The sequence below is a fragment of the Bacillus cereus group sp. BfR-BA-01524 genome, assembly GCF_022662595.1.
GTDB lineage: Bacteria > Bacillota > Bacilli > Bacillales > Bacillaceae_G > Bacillus_A > Bacillus_A thuringiensis_S.
The window spans coordinates 1-25,697 of the sequence record NZ_JAKUDW010000075.1 but is presented as its reverse complement, the minus strand read 5'-3'; the positions used below and the strand labels follow the sequence as shown (position 1 = coordinate 25,697).

Below are 25,697 nucleotides of genomic sequence, written 5' to 3'. Positions count from 1 at the left end.
AATTTAAAAAAGCACTCATATGAGTGCTTTTTTTATTTTAAACCAAATTGAGATTTATTTTGTAATTTACCTTCTTGGAACATAAAGTTCGCATTAGCGCCAAATCCTTTTTCTCCATCCCATTTATACATAATTGTATGGAATTGGTCACCAGCTTGACCTGTCTCTGATAAAACTTCCCCATCGCTACCAATAATAGCTTTAACTTCGTCATAACTCATTCCGTTTTTGGGGTACCGCCAACATTTTAACGAGAATATACGCTAAGCAATTTTCGACATCAAAAAACCTTGATTTTACTACTCTAAGCAAAGCATCTAATCTCAATTCAAATTGTGTTATTGAGTTTTGAGAATCCCTTAGAGTATAAAATCGTTAAAATGTGCTTGCTACCCCAAAAACAGATAAAAGATACAGTCACCAGAAACATAGGAGAGTGTTTCACCACCTATTATAAACCATATATTTACATTTTTGTGTTGTAATTTAAAAATATGTAAATATTCATCATTTTGTTTTTGAATTTTCTTTTTATTTAAGATATACTAAACTACAAAGAAACAAATCTCCTTTAGGCCGTCAATAATTATGCTAACAACACACACCAAAAAACCAATTCCCGTGTAATGGAATTGGTTTTTTTGGTGCAATTCAGTCAATACAGCAACTTGAACCCACATTTTCAAATGTATTCTTATTAATCTTATCATAATTTTAAATCCATAAACATACAAAACTAGATCACTAGTAAGATGTGCGAATCCGCTGCTTTTCATCAAGAAATCTGGAGTATAACAACAATTAAGTTCATACTAGCATGAACAACAAATGATACTAGTAACCTATTAGTACGCACATATACTACAGCAAGTACAAGCCCAATTAGAAAATATCCAAATATAAATGGAAAGTCAAAATGCATAATAGAAAAGAACAATGAGCTTATTAGTATGCTCCAAGTTTGCTTAAACTTAGACATTAAAATGTCTATGGCCGCATAACGAAAAACAAACTCTTCAACTAAAGGTGCAAGAAGAACAATTGAAATAAGTGCCACAGGAGATATTGCTGCTGCAGCGACTGTACTAGACGTATTTGCTGATTGCGAAGTTAGTTGAAATACACTCTTATCTAACACACTACCAACCATCTGCGCAAGAAATACGAATATGATCCCAACTAAAATCCATATGAATGAATTTCTTGATAATTTAATCGATAACTTTGGATCGTTTATTAAATCTTTACCATATATAAGAAAGATGATTATCAGCATAAGTGAAAACCCAATTAGTTCCCAATGCACAAGAAGTTTTTGAATTGCTTGCTGTTGGTCTCCCTGAATATCATACCAACCTGTCTTCGCTAGCAATAGTACACCTATTATCCCCACAAATTGTGTCATAACAAAATAAATCAAAATGATGAAACCCGATTTATATCTAATATCACTACTCATATTCTTATTTCCATCCTCTACTTTCCTTATAATATTCGTAAAACTTCTCTCCCTCTATATCTAAAATGAATTGAAATTCGATGCTTTCTTTCCCTTCTGGTGGAAATAATACATATATATCTTTAAACACTATCTTCCTCCGCCCTCTTTTTAAATGCTATATATTGATTTAACAATAATAATTCCATAGATATGTATCAAACCTCATGCAACCTTCAAATGCTTTAATCCCATTTCAAGCGCACCCGTTCCACCAAATCCCTGATTAAATAATAGTGGGACATCATACTTCTTTGCGTACTCTTTTGCTACATCAATAGATACATGGCCACATGCACCTTTTTGAATGACAATAACATCACATTTTTTTATAACACTTCGAAAGGTTTTCTTTACGCCTCCGTGATTTTTCCCATCATGGAAAATAACCTGGCAGTCTCTTTTTTTGGCCAACTTCTCTAACGTTCTTCCATTTGATCCACCTAAAACTAGAATTGTACTCATTCCCATTCGTTCTCCTTATCTTTCTTCTTTATATATGTACTTGGTGATGTTAATAACACAAGTGTACAAGCTACAATATTCATTAATACAAAACAAACTATTAATAAAATAACGAAAATCGGGGACAACAAGATAAAAATAAAGCCACTTACTACCAAACAGATGAAAATGAAGCCATTGCTCATATCTTCGTAACCATCTAGCCCTCGTACAATATTCAAACTATGCATCCATACTGTGATGCTATCCCAATTTTCTATTAACAGATAGCCACCACCCAACAGAAAAGCCCATCCAAGCAACGTTCCTAATAATCCAGAATTTCGTCCTATATAATACCCCGAAACAAAATTCGCAGCTGTTCCAATTAACATTCTCATTTGTATTCCTCCATATCCATCTCATTTTAGCGTTATATACAAATTTCGTTTAACCATGATTTTATTATATCAGAAAATTATAAATATTCAATAAATAATTCTAGGTACTCTTTATTTTTTTATAAAAGGGTTGTGTTTTTCCCCACAACCCTCACTTTCTTCTTAATCCACAGGTACTTCTTCTTGTCCATGTGGAATTTGTGCAATTGGTGTTACAATTTGTGCATATTTGTTTACCTGCACTTTAAATTGTCGTGGTTCTAAGAAGTTTACCTGTTGAATTAAAACTTCAATATGAAACGTATCTACTTTTTTTCCACGGTCAATTTTGGTAATACGCGCATTGTAAAACTGATCTCCATTTAGGAAATATCGTTGAACAGCTTCTGTAGCCAGCATACGCTCATTACTTGTCATCTTCATTGGTTCAATACCAAATCCAGCCTTTGTAAACAAATACGGGACATCATAACTACTATTAGAAATTTTTCGTAGTAAATCCTCTACTGTTTTTGTCTTTGCGATATATTCTTCCTCTTTTGTATCAAATCCCTTTGGCTTATCTCCAAGCATCTCGATTTCATCTTGATTTACCTGCTCTTCCTCTTGTACTTGTGATTTCATCATATAACGATGAATAGTATTATAGGTCGCAACGCCTACTACTAACACTATAATCCCCATTACAACTAAGTACTTACGAGGCAGATTCGCTAACACATTCATAATTTTCTTCATATCTTCACATCCCAAATCAGTCTATTACATTACGGACTTGCGTCATATGTTGTCCTCTTGCCGTATAGTTTAGACCTGTAATTTGTACACCTTTATTATCACCAATATGAATCATTTTCTGATTTCCTAAATAAATAGATACATGGTTCGGATTTTCATAGAAAATTAAGTCTCCTGGCTGTGCACGACCGATATCGGGCACCTGTTTTCCCTGTCCAATTTGAGCACCTGTCCAATCCCCTAGTTGGACACCTATACTGGTTTTAAACACGTATTGTGTAAATCCAGAGCAATCGGCACTACCTGCAGCTGGATTTCTAGCACCGGATACATAGCTCACTTTCCCTTGTCCAAGCCATTTTTTCGCTTCTTCCAGTACCTTTTGTCGTTTAGCATTTGTCATTGTAGGAGAGCCACCGGATGATAACCCTGGATCATCATTTTTCTTAAAGAATTTCATTGGATCTGTTGGTTGGTCATTAATACGAATTTGGAAATCTAAATGGACAGCGTATCCATTCATATTAAGGAAACCTGTATCTCTATCAAAGTTAGAACCGCCCATTTCCCCAATAATTTGCCCTTTTGTCACCATAGTTCCTGGTGCAACTGATATTTTACTCAAATGTAAGTAACGAGATACAATCCCATTTCCATGGTCTACATAGACACCTAGACCACCACCATTTACATTTCCTGTTTGGGCTGTTACAATACCTACTTCCATTGACCATACGGGGTCTCCAGCTTTTCCGGCGGTCATGGCCCCAATATCAACAGCATTATGTTGTTTTCCACCACGAAAAGCATCAAACGTATCTGTAATACGACCTGATTTTGTTGGCCATTTCCAACCTTTATCCGAAATCCATTCGCCAGATACATCTGCCACACACCCTAAATCTTTGTAATATTTCAAAACTTTAGAAACATATGTAAAATCCCCGTAGCACGCATTAACCTTTGTCCTGAAGTTATTCGGATCCTTACAACCATCTGGATTTAAATGATTTTTACTTCTTGAGAACTCAATAGCTGTTTCTTCTGAATAGCCACCCTTTGCTAAAGCATAACTAATAAAACCTTCACCAAAATTGTAAGACTGCAAGGCAAGAGCAATGTCACCATTCGCCTTTCCTAGTACATCTTTAAATTCCCGTACACCTGCTTCTATAGAAATATTGGGATCTTTAATACACCCTACACGAGCATTTCCTTTTACACCTATACAAGATGAACTCATATCTCCATACTGCCCTTCTGATGCTTGCATTGGGTCATTTCCCGCTCCAGCTGACTCCTGCATCATTTGGGCTGCGAGAATACCAACATATTGAGCAACACCATGTTTTTCTGCCATTTCTTTAATCTTAGGAAGATATCCTGTAACTTTTTCATTAAGATTAACAGGCTCTCCGCCAGGACTCACATTACCTACACACATACCACCAATAAATCCACCAGTAGTAGGAGCAAGATGTCCATACATACCTTCTAACATCCCGGCTTCTAATATCTCACGTGCACGCTCTTTTTGACTTTTACTAAACTTTGCGAGTTCCATCGCTTTCTCTAGCCCATGAGAAGATGTTGTCACTTTTTTGCTTCCACTTGCATTAATCTCATCTATTTTTTTCTTAAAATCTGTATCTCCTAATATCTTTTTTACATCTGGTCCGGAGTAACTTTCAGATTTTGTTTTTTGCATCTCTTTTTTCTTTTTTTCACAAGGACCATTCGGTCCTGCCTCGCATACCTCTTTTTCCGTATATTCTTCATATTGGATATCCAAAAAATATGATATAGCATCATGCGGATCTTTACCAGTTAAATCATTATCATATCGCGCCATGTCAAAGGCGACAACCTCTTTCCAATCCACATTCAGAGCCATTGAGACTTCCATATATTTTTTTACTTGTTCCTCTGTCTTACCTTCATCATCGGTAAAAGGTACAAAAGAGACTAAAATCACACACACAGCAATAATTACTCCCATAATCAAAGCGGCAGGTACTCCAACCGCTGCCACAACAGCACCCACAATTTTTAATATACCTGCTTTTAGCATTTTGGCAGCAGCTTTCGCTGCCGCCCTTCCTGCTTTTCCTGCCAATTTTGCCATCTTCCCGCGCGCTTGCATCCCTTTTTTCTTAATAAAGTGGGAAGCTACATCTTTTAAAGGATTACTTTTTTTCTGTTCATTTGGATCGTTAGGATTTTGACTCATAGACTTATCACACCATATTTTCCATTTTGAGAATTTCTTCCTCTTCGCTGTGCTAAGCGAGGATTTGGCGCAAATGGGATCAGATTTTGTGGGTCATGTTCTGATAAATTCAGATGCGTCTCTGTACGAACAACTTCATCCTGTGTATGTGTTACTAAGGTTTCTTCTCTTGGCTTAATACTACTGTCTTTCACTTCACAAGCTCTTTCAATCCTTTGGTTTGCTTGTAAGCGCGTATCTCCTTTTCCAAACGGCGAAATACGTGACACTGTACCATCTGTTGTTGTCGCAACCATATAACTACGATCTCTTTCTACAACCATTTGTACATTTTTATAACCACCTTGGTCTAAATCAGACATATAGAAGTGACCATTGTCTACCTTGTGATTTACCGTAAGTGGTGGTTCATTAAATACCGGTTTCTGTTGTAACGGTCTTTGATTTTGGTTTCCTACTAATTGATTTGGATTTACATTGATCGAGCGATTGATATTGATTTTGCCACCACTCGAATCTTGTATATAAGCCGGAGATGCTTTCGCACCATTACGATACTGCGTTAATTGTCCATCTGAAATATTTAAGTCCTGATATACGACTTGTCCAGATCGTATACTGCTATCTCCACTACCATAACGAGATACAACTTGCGTCATACCACTAGCGTCTTTTGCTTCAATCCAAGATTTATTATTTGTCGTCACAAGACGTACTGCACCTTTTACAACCGATTGCGCGCCTGTATGATCTGTTGTTGTCGGTACCATCTGTTGAATTTCCTGAATCTCTTTTGCTTCTGTACGAACTGCACTGTTATACGGATTATGTTTACTTACCATACGTGCAGTTGCTTGATAAGCACCCGCACCACCAATCACACCTGCGGTGTAACTTAAGCCTTTTGTCACATTATAGTGGCGCTCTGCTGCATTTCCACCTAATGATGTATTAACAGCAGCATTGGTCCCACTTATTACTCTTTGTACAGCATTCCCTCCGGATTGCTGTACAGCACTCGCGGCACTAAAGTATGCATTTGATACCGTATCAATGCGATCCGCAAGCATAAGGTGTTTCGCACCTTCCATTACACTCATGCCAAGTTTTGTACTTTGCTGTGTCATACGTCCCACTGCTGAAGTTGGGATAGACATTTTACCAGCACTTTGTGCAATATTCGCTATACTTGTTGATGCATCTGCATAAGAGCGTTCAATTTCCGCAACGGAAAGATCTCCTGCACGTGCTATACTCGCTTGCGTTTGTGTCGCTGCATATACAGCTTTATTGATTGCGCCACCTGTCGCAACGCCATGTGAACGAACACCTTGAATTGCACTAGTAATTCCAGAACCTACTTGTTGGCTCACCGTTCCGAGACTTGCATGGCCTTGTAAACCTTTCGTTAATTGCGAAGTAAAGGCATCTTTATTAATATATGATTGATTATGTAAACTCTTGCCACTCGTATCTTTTGCCTGTACGGGCATCGCTTCCGCTTGTACTGCCGCTTGTTGTGCAACTGCTTTAAATTCATTTCCTTTTTCATTCAGGTGCGACTGCCAAGCTTGCTCTTTTTGTGGTTGAGACATAGTTGGGGACAAGTTTTTCATAAAGCTTGCCTGTTGTTCTGCTGCATAGCCTTGTTTAAAGGATTCTGTAGAGGCTTGTACCAGGTTCCCAACATTACTTACTTGTTTTGCTTGCTGGCTTCCTGTTCCACTTGTCAAACCGTGCGTTTTCACGCCATTGACTGCCTTCTGAATGCCTACTGCACTAGATACACCCATAGCATTTAAACCAGGATCTTTTTGTAACTTTTGTGATAAATGAGAAGCGAAAGCTTCTTTATTCGCATAGTTTGTACCGTCTTTTTGCTGTACAATACCAGCTGATTCTGCTGCTTTTTGTGCATAATCTTTAAATCCTTGTACTTTTTGACCTAAATGTTTATTCCATGCTGCTTCTTTTTCTTGTTGCGGCATATCTGCAGGGAATTGTTTCATAAATCCAGCCTTATGGTCTGCACTATACGCTTTCTTAAATGCAGCAGTAGAAGCACCGACAAGAGCACCTACTTGTCCCATATTTTGATGGCCACTTTCTAACGTTTCTCCTTTTACATCCTCGACTGCTTTTCCGACTTTTCCTAATGCAAGTCGGGAAGCAAACGCATCTTTATTCACATAGGACTTATCGAACAGATTATTTCCTTGTTTGTCCTTCGCATCAACTGGCATGGCTCCTGCTTTTGTTGCCGCCTGTTCTGCGTGGTTTCTAAATCCTTGTACTTTTGTGTTCAGATGGTCGTTCCAGTGTTTCTCTTTCTCTTCCGCTGGCATATTTTCTGGTAACTGCCCCATAAACGTATCTTTATGGTCTGCCTCATACCCCTTTTGGAATGCATTCGTTGCAGCGTTAACTAAATCTCTAGCATTTCCATATGGTGTAGCGGTTTTCTTCATATTTTGTAAATCTTGTTTCCGCTGATTTGAGAAACGAGACATTTGATCAGTATTTGTTTTCGCTACTTTTTTAGCAATCTCTGCATCGGACGCACCAGGGAATGCTTGTTTTAAACGGCTCGCAACTGCAGAATCAGGATTATCTGCTTTCCAATTTTCAAAGTCTTTTGTAGCTAAATCCTGTGCGACATCTTCATCAGTTAGTTCCGGATAAGATTCGCCATTTAGATTTGAATACGTGTCCGCACCCTTCTTTACACTGGAACCAATATGTTTTCCTAAAGCTACAGCTCCTTCGCCGACTGCAGCAACACTTCTACCAGCCACTGCACCAGGAGCACTACCTAATGCACTTCCAACTTGCGAGCCTGCTACCATCGCTCCTGGTCCAAGACCAGCTCCTGCTGTCATACCTGCAAGTCCACCAGCCGCTTTACCAATTGAACTTCCAATTTGACCAGCTTTTAACATACGAGCTGCACGAGATGTTGTACCAACATCTGTCCCTAAATTCGCTCCTAATGCATCTTTCGGGTTATCAGCATCTTCTTTTGTCTTTTCTTTATCCCCTTTATCATCAGGCTTTGCTTTTGAATTACGGTAGTCATCACGAACACCTTTGACGAGTCCAGCCACACTTGCTAAAGCACCCATACCCATCATCGTACCCGCTCTATGAATACCCGCAGATGCATTGGTGCTAAGTCCAATAAAGCTTTTCACGATTTCACCAACTGGGATAAACATCGCAAGTAATATTAATTTTATAATAGGATTTTGCGCACCCCCAATAAGTGTAATAATTAACCATAGAGTAATTGCGTGAATTGCTTGAATTAATACTGCACCCATAAATTCACGAATCCAATATAACGTCTGTTGTTTCTTTTGTGGGAACATCCACATTCCTACCATTACAGGGCCTAGTAACATTAATACGTATAGTGTCACAGCACGCATTAAATAATAAAAGTTTGCCCATATCATTAATCCAGCTTCAATAAATAGTCCAAATATGATAAACATATAATCATTTTTATGGTCTTTCATCGAAAGTTCTGTAATCGTCTTATTGTCTGCCAGTCCATTCTTTAATAGAGGTATTTGCTGATCTGGGTTAAAATTCCCTAACGCCTCTTTAAACTCTAATATAATCCAAGAATTTAGATCAAAAATAAAATTATAAAAGAAATCTAAATGCCAGAGGCAAATCGAGATAATCATTAAGTCTTTTGCATATTCAATTAATGCCGTGCGATTATTTGGATTCAGAGTCGTTGCTGAATATTTTGCTGCTGTAATTACTACACTGACGAGAACACAAAAAGCAACAAATTTAAACATGACAGGCATACCAGTATCTAATACATTCGTAACTGCATTCTTTGCATATAAAAAATCCAGATTAGATTTATCTCCACCAAAGACTATAACTGGAATAGTATCCATAAATCCATAAATAGGCGCTAGTAGGGCCTTTACCATATGGATAAGAAGGCCACCAACCCAATCTATTATTTTCTCAAGCATAATTTCACCTTCCTTTACAAAGGTACGCTACTATCCTGCGTACCCTTGTACTTTCTTCATATTGTTTAGAAGCTCTTGAAGTACCGCTTCATTCGATTCAATGAACATCATTTCTTTATCTGATGGATCTGTTTGAATCCAAACCGAACTATCTCCTACACGGAAAATCCCTTCTCCTTTTCCTGGATTGTTGAGAATAATATCAAGCTCCCCAGCAGTTAAGTTAAAGTTCTCCTGGATCTTTTTCTTATCAATCTTATTTTGTTCTAAGAAGAAATAAGAGAAAGTAGATTGCAAGATACCGCGAGCTTTTACATTTTCTAAAATACGAACAAAGTCCTGACTTGCCCAACACATACCGGCATTTCTTTTACGTGAACGACGTGCTACTTTTTCTAAAAAGTTAACCGTTTGTTCATAATCGATAAACTGCCACATCTCATCCACATACAGTACTTTTCGTTTGATAGCATGTTCTGGACTCTTAATCCAATGCTCCCAAATATAGTTCAAGATAACGTGGAAAGCGATTGGTTTTAAGAATCCTTCTTCTAAATGACTAATATTAAAGTTAACAACACGTGATTCATTTAATTGTGTTTCTACACCACGACCAAAATGACTTTGCCCATCAAATAATGGTTTTGACCCATCACGTAAGAACGGACGAATCGCAGCGATTAACTCTTCTGCCTTCACATCGTCTCCATGATGTTCTACTATGACATCGTAGATTTCTTTTAACTCTGGCTCTGGCTTTCTTACTTGAGACTGAATTAATTGTCCATCCACCTTCTTCACTTCATCTGTATATAAAGAAGAAGGATGTGTAGTAATACCATGTTTATCAAACACTTCACGGATTGCATCTTCTAGCATCGTACGTTGGAATACATTTAATCCTGGTTGATCAAAGTCTTGCCCACGAATAATAATGTCAAAGAATCCGAGTATTTCATTGATTTTCTCTAAAATTGGTACAAATCTCACATACTTTACGCCATCACGTTCTACGAGTTCCTTCTTATCATATTGTTCAAGTGCTTCTAGTTCTTCATCTTTATCTGTAATTTGCAGTTCTGTTACTGCAATTGCACAAGGATTGATAATTATATTACTTTCAGGAGAAATGTTTAGGTTAATACCACCTAAACGTTTTGTAATTTTTACAAACTCTCCCTCTGGATCGATAATCATTGCATGTGTATCTGCAAGTGATGTTTCACGAGCGAGCTTCATTTTTAAAAGTAAACTTTTCCCGGAACCTGAAATTCCTGTCACACCAATGTTATAGTTTGGTGGACGATAATCTGCATTCCCGAATGAATTTAAAAATTCTACTTGGCCAGTAATTTTGTTCTTTCCTATTGGTATACCACCGTTAAATCTTCCGGATCCTGATACAAAGGGTGCAAATGTACATAGAGCACGTCTATCGATATTTCGATAAGTATCTTGCAGCGTATTTGGTGCCCCTAGTGGCATAGTAGCTTTCAAACCACTTTTCACACGGTTCCAAGTACTTGCTATCTTAAAATGAGATGCTTGCATTTCATCTTCAATATACTCACATAAAACGTCCAATTCTTTCTTTGATTCTGCGTAAGCAACACCCATTGTACTCACCATATACGAGTCGTTTTCATTGAACTGGATTTCATCCATTAAATTGTTTGTATCTTGAATTTTTGCATCTAAGTCTTTTTCTTGGTCAATGTTTCCTCGTGTACGTTGGAAAGAAAGATTCGAACGTAACATTGTAAGCTGCATATCTAATGATCGCATTGCCTTAGCTTTTGGCTCTTTATGAATATCAATCATGACATCCACTTCCCCGGCTGAAGTTAACATGTTCAGCCAATTCGTTTGCATCATACGTGGATATCCATCACGTGGAATATAAAACGGACGGAAGAACGTATTACTTCCTAAAGATTGTTTAATAACCCCATAATCTTCTGCATCAATTTTCATTCCTTCTGGGGCAATAACATCAAACACTGTTGTTTGATTGTCTAATTGCGTCGGTACTTCCTCTTCTTCCAACTCTTCCTCCTCTAGCTCCAATTCGTCCCTCTCTTCTGCTTCTATTTTTTTCTTTTCCTTTTTCTTTCTTCCGAACAACTTCATGTTTACGCCACCCCGTTATTTGATTTTTCTGCCTTTTCTTCTGCTAGCACTTTCTTCATTAACTCTAGTTTTCTTTCATTTGTTTCCCCTGTTGAATAGAGGGAGAAATTCTCATTTTCAATTAAGTCCTGGAAACGAGCTTTTACAGCTTTCCGACGGTTAAATGCTACATATAAAAGTTCTATTAATTTATCTTTCGTTAACATTTCTACATTAATTTTTGCTTTCGATAGTAGATTTCGAGAAGCATTATAACGGCGATATAATTCGTTAAACGCCTTATCCACAATCTTTTCTTCCAACTCTTCCTCTGTATCAGCAGTAATCGTACTAATATCAACCTTGTATGGATAAATTAAATAACGCTTTTGTTCATATCGAGGTTGCGAACGCTGCCAATACTCTAAGTTATCGATAACTTCTTGTCCATATAGAACCGTCTCTGGTGTAAGGTCCTTCGCACCTTTCATCGTTTCTGTCATTTTGCGTACAGGATCTGTTAAATCCACAAACTTACTTTGAATATATACTTTCGTATTAAATTCTAATGTGGTTAACCAGGATTCAATTTTGATATCAATTGCTTCTTGTTCCATATTGGAGAGTAAATAATAGTTAACTGGATGTGCTTCCGCAATCAGAACAAATGTATCATCATGATATCGAATCATATGATTATCAATTTCCTTAATGTCTTCTACAAAAGCACGAAAGAAGTCAACATTATCCTCATCAATTTCCGATTCAGCGGGCCTATTTTTTTTATTTTTCTTTCCAGCTTTTTCAGTAGTGTGTTTCTCTACTCCACCTTGCTTTTTCCCTTTTTTCTTAGAACCAAACAGCGGTTTTCCATTCATTTTCCGATAAAAGAAAAATCCCACAATGGCTATCGCTGCAAAATATATCATTTCTAACATTTATAAGTTCTCCTTTGCCCATGTAGTTGGCTCGTACCCTTTTCTCCACTTACCTTTTTCGGAACGGCTACGCATTTTGATAAGTAGATACTTATCTAGATACATGTGTTGTTTTTCTTTATATATAAACGCAAACGTTATAACACCTATTACCGTCGGTAGTGCTAAAATTAAGCAAATAAAAAATGCTACTACCGCATCAATAGGTGCAAATAGTCGCCATAAAAATGGTACATATAAATAAAGGGATGCTCCGCCACCTAATAGATAAATCAATTGGCGTTTGCTCAGCACACCTAATAGTGTTTTTTGTTCCGAAGTCATATCAACAGGAACGGTTACTTTTCTCATTCTTTTTCCTCCCTTGTATAAGAGAAGCTCTCCCCAAATAGAGGAGAGCTTGTACAAACTCTTATGTTAGATTGTCGTAACCCAAGCAGCGATATCGTAAGCTTTAATCATGACAAAGCCTCCAATTGCCGCGCAAGCTAAACCAATCATAGCTTGTGTACGGTTTTCAGGGTTCTTCCCTTGTGCTCCAGATAGTTTAATAGCTGCAAATACAACGCAAGCTGCCACCCAAATTCCCCCAAAACCAATTAATGTTTTCACCAAAGTGTTCATGCTTTTTTGAACGGTTTCAGCATTACCGCCACCACCATTACCACCAAGCCCTTTCGAAAAACTACTTTTTGCCAGTAAGAAATCTCCTACTGATGTTGTCATAAGTTTTGCAGACAACCAATTCAACATAATTCCTGCACCTCCGGATGTTTTTGCTCGCAAAACGCAAAAAGACCCCAATACACGCACACGTCCCCTAAGGACATGGCGCATATTGAGGTCTTCTCTTATATGCGAACTGATTAATTTTATATTTTATTGTAAAATCTTATTACGTTTATATTATAGCAATACGATTTTAAAAATACAACCCCTTATTTACACCCCCAAAATAAAAATGGACATTTTTTGTTCTATTTTATTTATATTTCTTTTTATTATTTTAGCCAAGAAGACTCCTTCCTCAGAAAGCGCAAAGTGAGTAGGTGAGTGATGAATTGACTTCATATATCTATATAAAAATTACACAATTATTTATTAAATTCGGGGTTAATATACTTTAATTAGCCTGCAGGTTGATTATATTACACATTTACCACTATTTATTTAGAAAATAAAAAATCACTCTAACATGTATACAAAATTACAGTGAAATATAATCACACACTATCTTCCTGAATTTTATAATATAATTATTAGTATTAATAAATACTAACCGTCTTAAATTATAATTTAGATTTAATTTATTGCATTTTTCCGAAAAATAAATTATATAGGAGAATTAAAATGAAAGATAAAAGAAAAGATTATCACTTCGAAAATAACATGCTTAAACTATTACCTTTAGATAAAGATGAAGAATTACCAAGAAAAAAGTGGATTCAGAAAAATCGCGATATTAGTAATTGGGTAGAAGTAACAATTCCTGATATTTCCCTTATAGAATTTGTTGGCTGTGGTGCAAATGGTATTGTTTTAAAGGCCCAAGAAAGTATAACGGGGAGAATATGCGCCCTAAAAATATGGCTACCTAATACAAACTCTAGACATTACAGTGTATATTTTGATAAATATCAAGAAGAGATTGCTAAGATAGCTAATTTAGATATGCCTTCTGTTGTAACAATCTATAAAGCCGGCTTAACCGATACAGGTTATTGTTATTCAACAATGGAATGGGTAGAAGGTATAACATTAAAAAAGTTTTTAACTACTCAAAAAAATTTACAAGATGAACTACGATACAAAATTTTGAAAGACATTTTACTAACTATTAATGAGTGTCATAAAATTAATGTTTTTCATGGTGATTTACATGCCGAGAATATTCTGTTAGAGCCACTTGATATATACAAAAGAAATTACAAAGTTAAAATTTTAGATTTTGGGACAAGCCTATTAAACAGAAATACATCTAATCCATATAGCAAGCAACGTGAGTCTGCCCTTTTACTACAAACTGTTTTAAAATTGCTTCCTGTAGAAAAAAAATACAACCTACTAAATTTCAAATTTTATAGTGCACGCAACCCAAACAGATATCCGATTATAAATAATGATGATGTAAGAAAAATTGAACCAATTATAGTAAGTTCAACACTAAAACAATTATGTGAGATCTATGCTTTGGTAGAAAATCATCCTATTAATAATGAAGTATTTTATGACATGCTTAAATATTTATTTTCCTCTACTCAATTAAATCCTGATCAGCTTTGGAAATATATCTACATGAAAGGTATTGAGTCCGAGTCAAATATAGGATACTTAATTAAAATTTTAACAGCGCAAATGAGAAGTTTTTTATTCGAATATACTATCGGTAACCATGAATTACATCGACTCGAATTAACCTTAAGTATATATGAACTGTTAAAAAACAATAGTAATTCACAAGAAATTAAGAGTTATAATCTGAAGAATTTTAATATAATTAATTTCGATTATGAAATGATTTTTAATCTGGAATCATTAGAAGACTTTATAGATTTTATAACTTCAGTTAAGTATAATGTAGATGAAATTGACTACATAAATTTTTTAGGCAAATTATACGAGGTACTCAGCGAAAAATTTTTCAAAGAAATTGGACCTACTAATTGGTTCAATAGAACTCTCGATTTAATATTTAAATTTAACGAGTTAAGATTAATACGTGACTATTCTATAGAAGAAATTTTAGATTGGAAAGAGTAATATAACAAGTAAAATTATAACCTTCATCCATTAATAGTGCTATAAGTAAAAAAAACAGATAATTACCATATAAACGTAATTATCTGTTTTTATATTATTAGCTATTTATTTTTTAAAATTTCATTAACCTCTTCCACACTTAATTCAGTGGCTTCCGCTACTTTCTCTATAGGTACACCGACATTAATTAAATTGTGAATCATCTCTATCTTAGTTGCTATTCTAGCTTCTTTTGTTGCTTCTTTTGCTGCTTTTTCCGCGGCCTTTTCTTCTGCCGTCTCTATTTCTGATATTCTATCTTTTATTGCCTTCTCTCTCGCTTCATATAAGCGTAAAAAGTCCTTATCACTACTTAAACGCTCCCAATCCTCTATTGCCTTTTTCAAAACTGGATCTTTTTCCATCGCGATTCCCTCCAGGATTGTAGTTAATTTCTCATCTTCATAAGCAGGAAATAATAATAGCCAACGTGCTAATATATCCTCCCATGGATCCATTCGATCTTCTTGCCATTCTCGAATTACTTTTGGAATCTCAAGAAAGTGCAATTGCATATTCTCTGAAATTATGTGTTTCGATTTTTTGTTCATGACTACACCGACATTATGAAAGTCTTCTTCTCCTGGAAACAGAATGAAATCCACTATATTAATACATATGGTTGGTCTTAATTCTGTATACTTCATCCCCTGAGTCATTTGAGAATAATACATGCCAGCCCAGTAGAACAAAGATCGCTCAATCATGTCTTTTTTGTCGCGAACCTGTATCTCTATATTTAATTTTATACCATTATTCAGAGTAGCTCGCAAATCTAAAATAGACAATTTATCATCCTTTTGCTCCCTTGGAAGATGCGGATCATCTAAATGCAAAGAAATGATTTCCTCATCTAAAGAGGATTGTAATACCGCATTAAGAAAACCAATGAGTATCTCCTCGTTTCCTTCTACTCCAAACAAGCGCTTGAAAGCAAAATCAACTCGTAAATTCACTAGATTTTTTTCATAGATGTATTCATATTCTCTTCTACCCTTCTTTTAGTTAATTGGATACAAGAAAAAGATAGAATTAAAAACTCTATCTTTTTCAATCTGCCTATTTATGAAAATATCAACCTACTTTATGACTTTCACAATCTCTGAAATACAGGTTTAAATCCCGCTTGCATTGTATCATCCAGCCCCTTACCTTGCGTTGGGTTCCATGCAGCTATGATTAAGTTATAGCCCAATCGCTTTAACTCTGTCGCAAAGTCTATAAGAGCTTTCCTTACTTTTTGATTCTCTACTAAATCGGCATCAAACGCTAAATAGACATTTTCTATACCCATATCCTTTAATACAGGCATAGCAATTCGCCAAGCATTTACACCAGGAATCGCAAGAACCGTTGTTCCTATTTCAGAAATTTCCTCTTTATTAAATCTCTCTGGAAGCAAATCAGCAATCAAATCGGCTTTCATGGGTCCTTCTGTGATCATTACTGATTTAGTTTGATGCAATGTACCAGAATTCCAATGTTTTAGATGAGAACTCGGTACCGCTACATGTACAGGAAGTGGATTTTCACTACCACCTGCACCAGTCCCTTGATTTTTGTTTGCTGATGAGAGCCACAGATATTTTTGCCCTTTATGAATCTTTACAACAATTTGTCCCTCTTGAAATGGAATCTCTACCTTTTTGCTTACTTCTAGTTCGCCTTCAAAGATACAATCACCATTTTTAGTTATCTTTACAACATTAGGCTGCTCAATTAATTCTGCTTGAACTCCAGTAGGTGCCGCTTTCACATGAACGGAGTTTTTCACTTCATCCACACGAACCTGCCACCCAACAATTTGATTGTACTGATTTCGAAAAGGAATCAATATACCAGGAGATCCTGACATCAAACGAAGAGAAAGTTGACCTTTCCTCAACTCATAAAAGCCCGGAACCCCCTGCCAACAGTTTTTATTCCCCATCTTTTTAAATAGCTTCTCCCAAACAGTCGTATACGTATTACCCTCCTCTAACACAATTTGTTGTTTTAAGAAAGATCGATATTGACGTACTTGTATTTGTTCCTCGCTCATTTTTCTATCTCGTAATAAATGTGTATGATGATGCTCCTGCAATGGTATGAAATCCATTAACTTCCGATTAAACACATCTAATTCCTCATTGCTTTTCTTATCATAAATCTGAACTTCATCCACCTCAGGCAATTGATACTTATCTTTTCCATTTATGTAGTGAATGTAGCTTGGGTTGCCCGTGTTTTTTCCGTAAATCCATTTACTTTCTACACGTGTACATGCTACCTTCTCTTGAGAAACATGCAGCATGCAATTACCTGTATCATGACAAATCGGACACGTGACACGGTAAAATTCCCACCAGCTACCTCTTGGATAAGCACTCGTTAAACGAAATTGACCTTTTTGAATGTTATAATTCATTTTTTCCCACTCCTTATATACTGTGTATTATATATGGAACAGCTACTTCCATTAAACCTTTTATACTTCTATTTAGATATTATCTTTGTTCACCTACGGATATAAAAAAGAATATGTATCATAAACTAAATAATCGTTTCTATCTTCTTGATCTAGCAAAGCGGATTCTACATATGCTTCAAATTCCATGCTAAAATCCTCCTTATTAAAATAAAAAGACAGTAATTCATAGTCGTTTTAACTACGGATTTCTGTCATTCCCTCTGCTTATACACTCTTACATAGTTTTGTAAATTACTCATTAAGATACACTCACACCTGTTAAAGAGAATAGATCTTCTTTTGTCGGATTAAGTGCCTGTAACCAGCTATCTACCGTTAGAAAGTTTACTTTTTTTAATTCCTGGCCTTTCTCCGCACGCTTAGCTACCTCTAAACCTCCATGGTGATGTACAACCATTGTAAGATCATTTTTCTTGAAAATACAATCTACATCAGTAGAGTTTATATGATGACTACGTAAAATTGGCTTCCATTTCTTTAGGGAATACCCTTCTATTTCTAGGAAACCGCGGATTGCAGTAAAGCGATAACTTGTCCCTCTAAAGCATCGCTCCAATAAAAAAAGGAAATCTCGTATACATCCATTGAAATAGACATGATACAAATAGATTTCCCCTGCTTGTTTGGCTGCTCGCTGTGACAAGTTTGATGGTTTAATGGAAAACTGATAACAATCTCGTTCCCAAAACGCTCCTTCTTTTGTAACTCTCATTCGTAATGCACGCAAATTTGGCATAAAATCATCTGGATGTGCAGAACAAAATATAGATACTTCATAACTCATTTTCATTTAAACTTCCCCTGGTTACATATTTCTACTTCACAAAAATTTATTTCTTTACACTTGGAATAGATAACTCAAAAATATGAAGAAAAAGTAATACTCGATAAAGCCACGGCAAATGTTTTTCTCCATAATACATGTAAAGTTCTTTCGTTTCCCTTCTATAAGCAAATTGAACACCTAAGTGTGTAGGAAGTTTTGATATGTCCTCCATTTCAATGTTTTGAATGATCTCCATCAATGTATGGGAGGACTCCTTTAATGTTTTCTTCAATGGTTCAAGAGGAATATTAAATAATCTACTACACTCCTTAGTACGCTCTTTGTTATATTTAATAATTCTGGCCAATTCTTCTACAGTCGGATCAAATAAAGGATTTTTAACCTCTACATACTCAGACATTACTTTTTCTAATTTACAATCCATTTCGTTAATAATATAAAGACCCCAGTCCTTAAACATATCTTCTAACGTACATGGATAGCCATACACCTCTAAACAGTAATTCCTTTCAAATGCAAAATAACAATCTTCTTCACAATCATGGTGTAAAATTGGTAAAAAAATCGTATTGTAATACTCATCCGAGTTGATGTGTAAGGCCGTCATTTTATCTGCAATATAATCTTCTGTATCACGGAAAATGCTAGAATTACGCTTTCGAATTGGTTGAGTAACTTCATTCCTCTGAAAGATTTTAATTATTTCCTCTAATGATAGTAATGGTTTATCTAGTGTAATTGCATGCTTGTATTTCATTATAATGATCCCCTTTCAAAGCAAAAAAAACACAAATCTTGTGTTTTTTTTCACAGTTTTTTTATTTGTATACCTAAATCTAAATATCTTTTTACAAGTGATTCCTAACTTGAAAACAACACAAAAAGGGCTCCTTCAAGTCGATTAAAAATGTGCATAGCAAAATAAGCTATATATACACTAATCGGCTTAAAGAAGCCCTTTCAAAAATGAAACAAGACGCAACTTGCTTCTACAACTCAACCACAACACAATAAGGTGTGGGAATAAACGGAATCAATTAAACAATAAATATACATTTATATTAATCAATTCATAGAATATTTTCAAGTATTAATATATTAAGCTAAAAATTAAATGTATAATATAAATTAGGAGGGGAACATTATGGTTGTAGAATATAATTCAGATAATCCCGAATTAGTTAATTCGGTTGTGTGCTTTATTGATGTATTAGGCTTTACATCAATTGGGTTGGAGGCAATTAGATCTGGGAATGGTAATGATTTTCTAAAAGAAATCCATTCTTCCTTAAGTAATGCACGTAATGCAATTACACCGTATTCATTTGTACCTGCAAAAGTTAAAGTTTTTACTGACAACGTGGTAATTGGATGGCCAATTCAAAGCGATGGAGAAAACGAATTAGGGAATACTTTTAATAACTTGGCAGAATATCAATTTTCATTAGCTCAAGATGGCTTCTTTATTCGCGGTGGTGTAAGTATTGGACCCCATTTTATGGATGAGGAGACTGTTTTTGGCCCTGAATTAATAATGGCACATGATTTAGAGTCAAAAGTTGCTGTTTATCCTAGAATCATTTTAAGTCAAGAGTGCATAGAAAAAGTAAAATATTACAATAGGTATTATTCTCCTATTACCTTATCACCTTTCCATCGAGAATTACTTGAGGATATAGACGGGGAGTGGTTTTCAAACTACTTACACATTTTGTTTGACATGTATGATGAGGAAGTACAATTTAACAACTTTAGCTCACTATATCCTCATTTAGAAAGACATGGACAGAAAATTGAAGAGGCAATAAATAAATATCGAAATAATTCTAAGTTATTAAAAAAATATTCATGGCTGGCAAATTACCATAATTATTTTTGCGATGAATTTGTAATTGGTGCAGACCATCTTAAAATCGAAACCCCAATTAAAATGTCACCACCAAGAAGAATAATTACATAAGTAATAAAAGTATTCTTACATAAATAATAAAAGTATTCTTACTAAGTAAGAATACTTTTTCATATCCAACATACTATTTTTCAACAATCTATCTTTTCAAATATTTTATAGTCATATTACGTTTAATCTTTCTCGATTTCTTGAAATAATGTATAATTAAAGTATGCTACAAGAGATATTGAGTCATATCTCATCGTCATTTTAAAAAGATCTCCATTTTACATGGAGGTCTTTTTTGCGTAAAAAAATGACTACTAATTTTAAATTATAGCAAATTAAACGGAGACATTTCCTATTAATATCTGCTATCTTAATTACTAATTCTATGTATTTAGTAACAATGAAACCCTAAAAATAATTTAGTCAATTTAAAATATCCTTTAACTACTGAGGGAAATCAACAAAATAAAAGGGAATATTATGGTAAAATATAAAAACAGATTATAAAAATAACGAATCTCATTTCGATAAAGGTGGCAAAGACCTAGATGGATCAAAAGTGCAGATTATGTGGCGAGGGAAAAGAACTTATAAAATCCCATATAGTTCCTGAAGGATTTTATAAGAATATGTATGATAATAAAAATAGATTGTTTTTTTCATCACAGTCGAGAAATGGCTTTATTACTATGCAGAAAGGACAAAGAGAGGAACTATTATGCAAAGAATGTGATAGTAATCTAATTGGTAATAAATATGACAAATATGGAATTCAAGTTATTAGGGATCGTCTGCATATTCAACCATCTACCGATGATACAAAGGAAACTTGGGAAGGATTAGATTACAACAAGTTCAAAATTTTTCTATTGTCCGTCTTATGGAGAGCACACATTGCTCAAAAATTTCACAAGGGTATTACTTTAGATGAAAATACAGAAACATTAATTGTTAAAGCAATTAAAAGTGGACAAGCGCCGAAAGAAAATGTTATTCCGATTGTAGGTATTTCTTTGGTAGACCCAAAAGACAAAGCTTCCAAATGTGATGAAATAATTACTAATGGAAATACATATACAAGAACAGGACAAAAAAATAGTAAGACTTGCATAATTATATTTGGTGGTTATGCTTGGACATTTATTGTGCCAAATGCCGAAATAAATGATCCTCAAGAGGAGTTCTTCTTAAAAGAAAATGGCCTTATGGTTTTACCAAAACAAAATATACGTAATTTCCCCCCTATAACAGACATTATGAACAGCATTATTTTCGCAAACGATAACTTTAAACGCATTAATCGTAGTAATAAATAAGCCCTTGTTTTCACAAAGAGCATCATTTTTCTAATATTTAAGTATGGTTTACTCAATACAACTACGACAGTTTAAAATTTTATTTTGGATCCCTAGTCTGCAGTTTCATATATAACATTATTAGTATTAATAAGAGTCTTTCTACAATAAAATGTAGAAAGACTCTTATATATTTTATATTAAAATTAAAAAACCTTATTATTTTCCTTTATTTCGTTCTGTCTTTTTTATTTACCTTAAAGTAATCCATTCATAGCTAGCCCACTCTTTTGGTTTTTTATCGTACTTAATACGACCAGTCGTACAAAATGAAGCAATCATCCATTGAATGAGGTTCATCTTGGCATATTGATCAATACAATCGTCTATTTTTTTCAATTGATAGCCTGTGCTATTTTTCTGCCAAATTGTATATAAACGAAAATGTGTTGTCGTAACAAGTCTAGCTTTTGTTGTAACTTGCCATTTTGCAATTTTCGTTAGATCCTCTTTGACTTTTCTATCATACTCTTGTTTTATGACTTTATAACTCTTATCTTTATTAATTAATCCATTCGAAAATGAAAAAGGCATTTGATGCACCTCATAGACAGTTCCTTCTTCGTCTCCTAAAATGTTTGATTCTACTAGAAATATATTTTTTAGTTTTAACTGTTCCGTTAATTCTTTTCCACTCCGATAAAAAGGTTTTTTTATCTTCTGAAGCAGGACAACCTGTACAATTAATCCGATAAGTAACGGATACGCTAGTATAAACACCATATGAATAAACATATTTGCAATAAGTACCCCTACTAGTGCGAATATCGTAAAATAAATATACGTTTCTCTTTGATGAATGATTCTACTATTCAAGCTAACATACCTCCGTTTTGATAGATAGTGAAAGCAACATACACAATTGCTCCTAATAAAATAGAACAAGCCCCTGGAAAACTCTGTATCAGCTGTATTTCTTTCTTTGGTAGTTTTGCCCCAAATATAGAAACAGCATGCTCCAATTGGTCTTTAATCGCTCCTACAAACCCTAAAATTTTAATTAATCGATACACACTAGCAATCCAAAAGAATAGTAAATGGAAAGCTGTTAAGGTAATTGAAGTAAGCATAGCCGATTCTTCTACTACATTGCTAACATATAAAGCTACCACCACAAGCATTTTCGTATCACCAGGTGAAGAGAATTTAAACGTCTCTAGTAATAAACCGCACGCTAAGGCTATGACTAGTATAATTACAATCTCTTTTCCTGTTCTTATTCCGGCAAAATACGTGATACCCATACCAACAATTAAGAATAATAGATGCCATATATTTTTCGTTTTTCTATATTTCAAATCAGTAAATACATTCAGGGTCATATATCCTATTAGTATTCCTATTACATATATACTCATAATTTTTCTCCTTATTTTTCGGGTTTGATGGATTATGACGGTCCACTCACTACAGACCAAGTGACCGTAGAAGTATAAGTGGCTTGCCTATCCTTCCCTACATAAGTTGTCCCTAAATCTAACTGCAGTTGTAATCCATTTTCTCCAAAATCGACTTGATATTCTCTCATTGCTACAGCCCTTACAATATTTTCATTTATATTTTGAATAAGTGCATGGACTTGTGGTTGTGTTGGACAAGATTCAACAGTTGTGCCTTTTAGTTTAAGAGGCGTTTTTCGATTGAATTTTCAGTCTCTTATTCATTCAATTGTTACGCTACTACTTATTCAATGTCATTATGTACAGAGAAGTTCAATCCGTCTTTTTCAAGATTTTGTACTTTTTTATTGTGCGCTAACTCAAATAATAATCCGCCTAAAAATACTCTATCTTGATTTGGTTTCGTTAAATGTACCTCTATAATTTTCGTTTGATTCCCATCTAAGATAACAGTGTCAGGGGTTTGTACATACTGATCCATATAGAAATCTGTATCTATTAATACACTTTGTGAGACTTCACGATTTGGTACATACATAATACCGTTGCAAAAACCTTATAAAAATTTATAAAGTTTGTTTTTTTCCCTGTTCTACGTGTCCGATTTTGCCAAAGCTACTTTCGTTTGATATAACACTCCGAGGGCGTAAATTCGGATACAACGAATCCTACATATTAGCAATAACGTTCATGTGTTAAGTTGCTAATTGATATCGCGACAAATTAATAGATGCGTTGAAATCTCTGTCTATTTCATGTCCACAGTCACAGGTGTATATCCTTTCGGATAAACGCAAAGTTTTTTTGATTTCACCGCAAGTCGAACACATTTTAGAAGAGGGAAACCACTTATCTGCTTCAATATACTCAATCCCATATTTCTCACACTTATACTGTATTTTCATTTTGAAATCATATAATTTTTGTTGTGCAATAGCCTTTGATAAGTGTTTATTCTTCATCATTCCTTTGATATTTAACATTTCCATCACAACTCTGCAAGGTTTGGTTTTCACGATTGCAGTAGTTACTTGGTGAATATGATTATCTCGGACATTTGTCAAGCGTCTATGTAAGAGTTGTATCTTCTTTTCAAGTTTTATAATGTTGCTGGTTTTGATGAAACGTCTCCCTTCCTTATTCATTTCATATTTACGAGAAACTTGACGTTGCAACCTACGAAGGCGTTTCTCTACCTGCTTAACTACCTTTGTTTTATTAATGTTTTTGAATTTCATTCCATTCGAACATACTGCAAGTTCTTTAATACCTACATCTATCCCTAAACTCTCACTTGTTAGTTTATGTTGCAACTTCTCTTCTTCAACACCTACGGACAAATACCAATACTTCCCGTCGAAATGAATACGTGGATTCGTATACTTCACATGACCTGGTAATGATTCTGAAATTTTCATCCATCCAACTTTTTCAATCAACACCTCGTTATGCCGGACTTTCAATTTTACATTATCATTGTAAAAAGACGGCTTTGATTTTCTTCTGCTTTTGAAACGTGGTTTATCAGCCAGCCCCTTGAAGAAACGCTTATATGCTTGACAAGCATCTTTAATCACTTGCTTTGTAATATTATTGGATACCTCATATAGCCATGCATATTCTTCTGTTTGCTTCAAAACTGTTAATTCTTTACGAAGGATGCCGTCAGATAAAAATTTACCACCGTGCTTATGATTTTCTTCCTGTTTACTTAATGTCCAGTTATAAGCCCATCGGGCTGTTCCAACAGATTTCCAAAGTTGATGTTCTTGTTCTTTATTCGGTCTTATTCTTATTTTCCTCGCAAGTATCATTTTCCATAAACTCCTTAAACATATTCTTGGCTTTATTGGCTCTTTTACCTTGCAATCTACAGCTGAAAACAATGACAATCTGAATTAAATCTTCTACTACTTCTTGTTCCTCGGTCTTTTGGGTATAGTCAATGACCTCAATAGTCGTTCCATATTTATCACATAGGTTTTCGATTAATTCATACCCAAATCAAATTAACCAATCTTTATACATAATAACAATCTTTTCTATTTCTGAATTAGTGACCTTATCAATTAGTTAATTTAATCCCTTTTTATTATAGTTAATCCAACTTCCTATATCAGTGATGATTTCAAATTGATAGACTTTAGCAAACATATACGTTGTACGTTATCAATTTGTCTTTCCAAATCATCTTTCTGCTCATGAGAGCTGACTCTGCAGTATCCTATTACGATTTTGTTTACCTGCTGCATTTCACCTTTAATATCCAAGAAATGATTAAGTTGTTCTTGGGTATAATACCGATAATCACTATTCGTTACATGATGTGGTTTAAAAATATTTTGTTTATCCCAGTTTCTTAACGTTTGGATCGTCTTTCATATTAAATTAGCAAATTCACCTATGGAATAGTACTTAATCTATATGACCTCTCTAATTATCATAACTTAAACTTTCTAATAACTAGTGGATCTTTTATAAAGTTTTATAGATTCATTCCAACTGTTACCATCCTCCCTATGTTTTAAAAGGAGGGAGCTATATGAAACACGCCCCCTCTTATTTTCAATACAAAACTTATTTGTTGTTCCAAGAATCTACATCTGCATTGCTTGAAGCTTTTGTGAATC

Annotated in this window: 22 protein-coding genes and 4 pseudogenes; 3 read left to right on the top strand and 23 right to left on the bottom strand. The window is 34.8% G+C overall.

Features of this window, described 5'->3' with window-relative positions; genetic code table 11:
• Positions 1–32 precede the first annotated feature (32 nt).
• The 12 genes from MR170_RS22395 to MR170_RS22345 all read right to left on the bottom strand — a co-directional run bounded on the left by MR170_RS22395 (position 33) and on the right by MR170_RS22345 (position 13,193).
• Complete coding sequence (locus MR170_RS22395) at positions 33–221, bottom strand: hypothetical protein (RefSeq protein WP_000119432.1); 189 nt, start codon at positions 219–221, stop codon at positions 33–35.
• A gap of 554 nt (positions 222–775) precedes the next feature.
• A complete protein-coding gene (locus MR170_RS22390; RefSeq protein ID WP_242309357.1) occupies positions 776–1,459 on the bottom strand; it encodes a CPBP family intramembrane glutamic endopeptidase in 684 nt (227 codons plus the stop codon).
• A gap of 4 nt (positions 1,460–1,463) precedes the next feature.
• Complete coding sequence (locus MR170_RS32305; RefSeq protein WP_276575653.1) at positions 1,464–1,589, bottom strand: hypothetical protein; 126 nt, start codon at positions 1,587–1,589, stop codon at positions 1,464–1,466.
• Positions 1,590–1,663: 74 nt separating this feature from the next.
• Positions 1,664–1,969, bottom strand: a complete 306-nt coding sequence (locus MR170_RS22385) for a DUF2325 domain-containing protein (protein ID WP_073541001.1) — start codon at positions 1,967–1,969, stop codon at positions 1,664–1,666.
• Positions 1,960–2,343, bottom strand: a complete 384-nt coding sequence (locus MR170_RS22380; protein ID WP_001996152.1) for a hypothetical protein — start codon at positions 2,341–2,343, stop codon at positions 1,960–1,962. The genes MR170_RS22385 and MR170_RS22380 overlap by 10 nt, the downstream gene beginning before the upstream one ends.
• Before the next feature lie 162 nt (positions 2,344–2,505).
• Positions 2,506–3,081 (bottom strand): hypothetical protein, encoded by a 576-nt coding sequence (locus MR170_RS22375; protein ID WP_242309355.1) that lies wholly within the window; start codon positions 3,079–3,081, stop codon positions 2,506–2,508.
• Positions 3,082–3,097: 16 nt separating this feature from the next.
• Complete coding sequence (locus MR170_RS22370) at positions 3,098–5,311, bottom strand: lysozyme family protein (protein WP_242309353.1); 2,214 nt, start codon at positions 5,309–5,311, stop codon at positions 3,098–3,100.
• Positions 5,308–9,309 (bottom strand): TrbL/VirB6 family protein, encoded by a 4,002-nt coding sequence (locus MR170_RS22365; RefSeq protein WP_242309351.1) that lies wholly within the window; start codon positions 9,307–9,309, stop codon positions 5,308–5,310. The genes MR170_RS22370 and MR170_RS22365 overlap by 4 nt, the downstream gene beginning before the upstream one ends.
• A 30-nt stretch (positions 9,310–9,339) precedes the next feature.
• Complete coding sequence (locus MR170_RS22360) at positions 9,340–11,439, bottom strand: VirB4 family type IV secretion system protein (RefSeq protein WP_242309349.1); 2,100 nt, start codon at positions 11,437–11,439, stop codon at positions 9,340–9,342.
• 2 nt (positions 11,440–11,441) lie between these two features.
• Entirely contained in the window at positions 11,442–12,356 is a 915-nt protein-coding gene (locus MR170_RS22355) for a hypothetical protein (protein ID WP_242309347.1), read from the bottom strand.
• Positions 12,357–12,707: a PrgI family protein gene (locus MR170_RS22350; protein ID WP_001233532.1), complete on the bottom strand. Its 351-nt coding sequence runs from the start codon at positions 12,705–12,707 to the stop codon at positions 12,357–12,359.
• Positions 12,708–12,773: 66 nt separating this feature from the next.
• On the bottom strand, positions 12,774–13,193 hold the full coding sequence (locus MR170_RS22345; protein WP_048563135.1) for a hypothetical protein: 420 nt from the start codon (positions 13,191–13,193) through the stop codon (positions 12,774–12,776).
• Positions 13,194–13,706: 513 nt separating this feature from the next.
• Between MR170_RS22345 and MR170_RS22340 the strand changes: the two genes are divergently transcribed.
• Positions 13,707–15,116 carry a protein kinase domain-containing protein gene (locus tag MR170_RS22340; RefSeq protein ID WP_242309345.1) on the top strand — a complete coding sequence of 470 codons (1,410 nt, stop codon included), beginning with the start codon at positions 13,707–13,709 and terminating at the stop codon, positions 15,114–15,116.
• A 101-nt stretch (positions 15,117–15,217) separates the two neighbouring features.
• Here the strand turns inward: MR170_RS22340 and MR170_RS22335 are convergent, their stop codons facing one another.
• The 5 genes and pseudogenes from MR170_RS22335 to MR170_RS22315 form a co-directional block, all read right to left on the bottom strand.
• Positions 15,218–16,111 (bottom strand): Rpn family recombination-promoting nuclease/putative transposase, encoded by an 894-nt coding sequence (locus MR170_RS22335; RefSeq protein ID WP_242309343.1) that lies wholly within the window; start codon positions 16,109–16,111, stop codon positions 15,218–15,220.
• Between the two features lie 137 nt (positions 16,112–16,248).
• Positions 16,249–17,562 carry a DUF3854 domain-containing protein gene (locus tag MR170_RS22330; protein WP_242309342.1) on the bottom strand — a complete coding sequence of 438 codons (1,314 nt, stop codon included), beginning with the start codon at positions 17,560–17,562 and terminating at the stop codon, positions 16,249–16,251.
• A 13-nt stretch (positions 17,563–17,575) separates the two neighbouring features.
• Positions 17,576–17,757 (bottom strand): annotated as a pseudogene (locus tag MR170_RS22325) (LPD1 domain-containing protein); the annotation flags it as partial.
• Between the two features lie 106 nt (positions 17,758–17,863).
• Entirely contained in the window at positions 17,864–18,415 is a 552-nt protein-coding gene (locus MR170_RS22320; RefSeq protein WP_242309340.1) for a hypothetical protein, read from the bottom strand.
• Positions 18,416–18,455: 40 nt separating this feature from the next.
• Positions 18,456–19,169, bottom strand: a complete 714-nt coding sequence (locus tag MR170_RS22315; protein ID WP_242309339.1) for a hypothetical protein — start codon at positions 19,167–19,169, stop codon at positions 18,456–18,458.
• 387 nt (positions 19,170–19,556) lie between these two features.
• Between MR170_RS22315 and MR170_RS22310 the strand changes: the two genes are divergently transcribed.
• Positions 19,557–20,372, top strand: a complete 816-nt coding sequence (locus MR170_RS22310) for a hypothetical protein (protein ID WP_242309337.1) — start codon at positions 19,557–19,559, stop codon at positions 20,370–20,372.
• A 488-nt stretch (positions 20,373–20,860) separates the two neighbouring features.
• On the top strand, positions 20,861–21,628 hold the full coding sequence (locus tag MR170_RS22305; protein WP_242309335.1) for a hypothetical protein: 768 nt from the start codon (positions 20,861–20,863) through the stop codon (positions 21,626–21,628).
• A gap of 231 nt (positions 21,629–21,859) precedes the next feature.
• On the opposite strand, the gene MR170_RS22300 is transcribed toward MR170_RS22305, so the two are convergent.
• From MR170_RS22300 to MR170_RS22280, 6 genes and pseudogenes are all read right to left on the bottom strand, one after another.
• Entirely contained in the window at positions 21,860–22,483 is a 624-nt protein-coding gene (locus MR170_RS22300) for a hypothetical protein (RefSeq protein WP_242309333.1), read from the bottom strand.
• Positions 22,480–23,025: a hypothetical protein gene (locus tag MR170_RS22295; protein ID WP_242309332.1), complete on the bottom strand. Its 546-nt coding sequence runs from the start codon at positions 23,023–23,025 to the stop codon at positions 22,480–22,482. Before MR170_RS22295 ends, MR170_RS22300 begins: the two co-directional genes overlap by 4 nt.
• Positions 23,026–23,057: 32 nt before the next feature.
• Positions 23,058–23,213, bottom strand: a pseudogene (locus MR170_RS32760) (WxL domain-containing protein); the annotation flags it as partial.
• Positions 23,193–23,611, bottom strand: a pseudogene (locus MR170_RS22290) (hypothetical protein); the annotation flags it as partial. The pseudogenes MR170_RS22290 and MR170_RS32760, both read right to left, overlap by 21 nt.
• 151 nt (positions 23,612–23,762) lie before the next feature.
• Complete coding sequence (locus MR170_RS22285; RefSeq protein WP_242309330.1) at positions 23,763–24,881, bottom strand: RNA-guided endonuclease InsQ/TnpB family protein; 1,119 nt, start codon at positions 24,879–24,881, stop codon at positions 23,763–23,765.
• Positions 24,844–25,439 (bottom strand): annotated as a pseudogene (locus MR170_RS22280) (IS607 family transposase). The gene MR170_RS22285 and the pseudogene MR170_RS22280 overlap by 38 nt, the downstream one beginning before the upstream one ends.
• Positions 25,440–25,697 lie beyond the last annotated feature (258 nt).

Bases quoted from the DNA above. Each gene is read 5' to 3' on its own strand.
- MR170_RS22395 (WP_000119432.1), bottom strand. From the start codon at position 221: ATGAGTTATGACGAAGTTAAAGCTATTATTGGTAGCGATGGGGAAGTT.
- MR170_RS22390 (WP_242309357.1), bottom strand. From the start codon at position 1,459: ATGAGTAGTGATATTAGATATAAATCGGGTTTCATCATTTTGATTTAT.
- MR170_RS22385 (WP_073541001.1), bottom strand. From the start codon at position 1,969: ATGGGAATGAGTACAATTCTAGTTTTAGGTGGATCAAATGGAAGAACG.
- MR170_RS22380 (WP_001996152.1), bottom strand. From the start codon at position 2,343: ATGAGAATGTTAATTGGAACAGCTGCGAATTTTGTTTCGGGGTATTAT.
- MR170_RS22375 (WP_242309355.1), bottom strand. From the start codon at position 3,081: ATGAAGAAAATTATGAATGTGTTAGCGAATCTGCCTCGTAAGTACTTA.
- MR170_RS22370 (WP_242309353.1), bottom strand. From the start codon at position 5,311: ATGAGTCAAAATCCTAACGATCCAAATGAACAGAAAAAAAGTAATCCT.
- MR170_RS22365 (WP_242309351.1), bottom strand. From the start codon at position 9,309: ATGCTTGAGAAAATAATAGATTGGGTTGGTGGCCTTCTTATCCATATG.
- MR170_RS22360 (WP_242309349.1), bottom strand. From the start codon at position 11,439: ATGAAGTTGTTCGGAAGAAAGAAAAAGGAAAAGAAAAAAATAGAAGCA.
- MR170_RS22355 (WP_242309347.1), bottom strand. From the start codon at position 12,356: ATGTTAGAAATGATATATTTTGCAGCGATAGCCATTGTGGGATTTTTC.
- MR170_RS22350 (WP_001233532.1), bottom strand. From the start codon at position 12,707: ATGAGAAAAGTAACCGTTCCTGTTGATATGACTTCGGAACAAAAAACA.
- MR170_RS22345 (WP_048563135.1), bottom strand. From the start codon at position 13,193: ATGCGCCATGTCCTTAGGGGACGTGTGCGTGTATTGGGGTCTTTTTGC.
- MR170_RS22340 (WP_242309345.1), top strand. From the start codon at position 13,707: ATGAAAGATAAAAGAAAAGATTATCACTTCGAAAATAACATGCTTAAA.
- MR170_RS22330 (WP_242309342.1), bottom strand. From the start codon at position 17,562: ATGAATTATAACATTCAAAAAGGTCAATTTCGTTTAACGAGTGCTTAT.
- MR170_RS22320 (WP_242309340.1), bottom strand. From the start codon at position 18,415: ATGAAAATGAGTTATGAAGTATCTATATTTTGTTCTGCACATCCAGAT.
- MR170_RS22315 (WP_242309339.1), bottom strand. From the start codon at position 19,169: ATGAAATACAAGCATGCAATTACACTAGATAAACCATTACTATCATTA.
- MR170_RS22310 (WP_242309337.1), top strand. From the start codon at position 19,557: ATGGTTGTAGAATATAATTCAGATAATCCCGAATTAGTTAATTCGGTT.
- MR170_RS22305 (WP_242309335.1), top strand. From the start codon at position 20,861: ATGGATCAAAAGTGCAGATTATGTGGCGAGGGAAAAGAACTTATAAAA.
- MR170_RS22295 (WP_242309332.1), bottom strand. From the start codon at position 23,025: ATGAGTATATATGTAATAGGAATACTAATAGGATATATGACCCTGAAT.
- MR170_RS22285 (WP_242309330.1), bottom strand. From the start codon at position 24,881: ATGATACTTGCGAGGAAAATAAGAATAAGACCGAATAAAGAACAAGAA.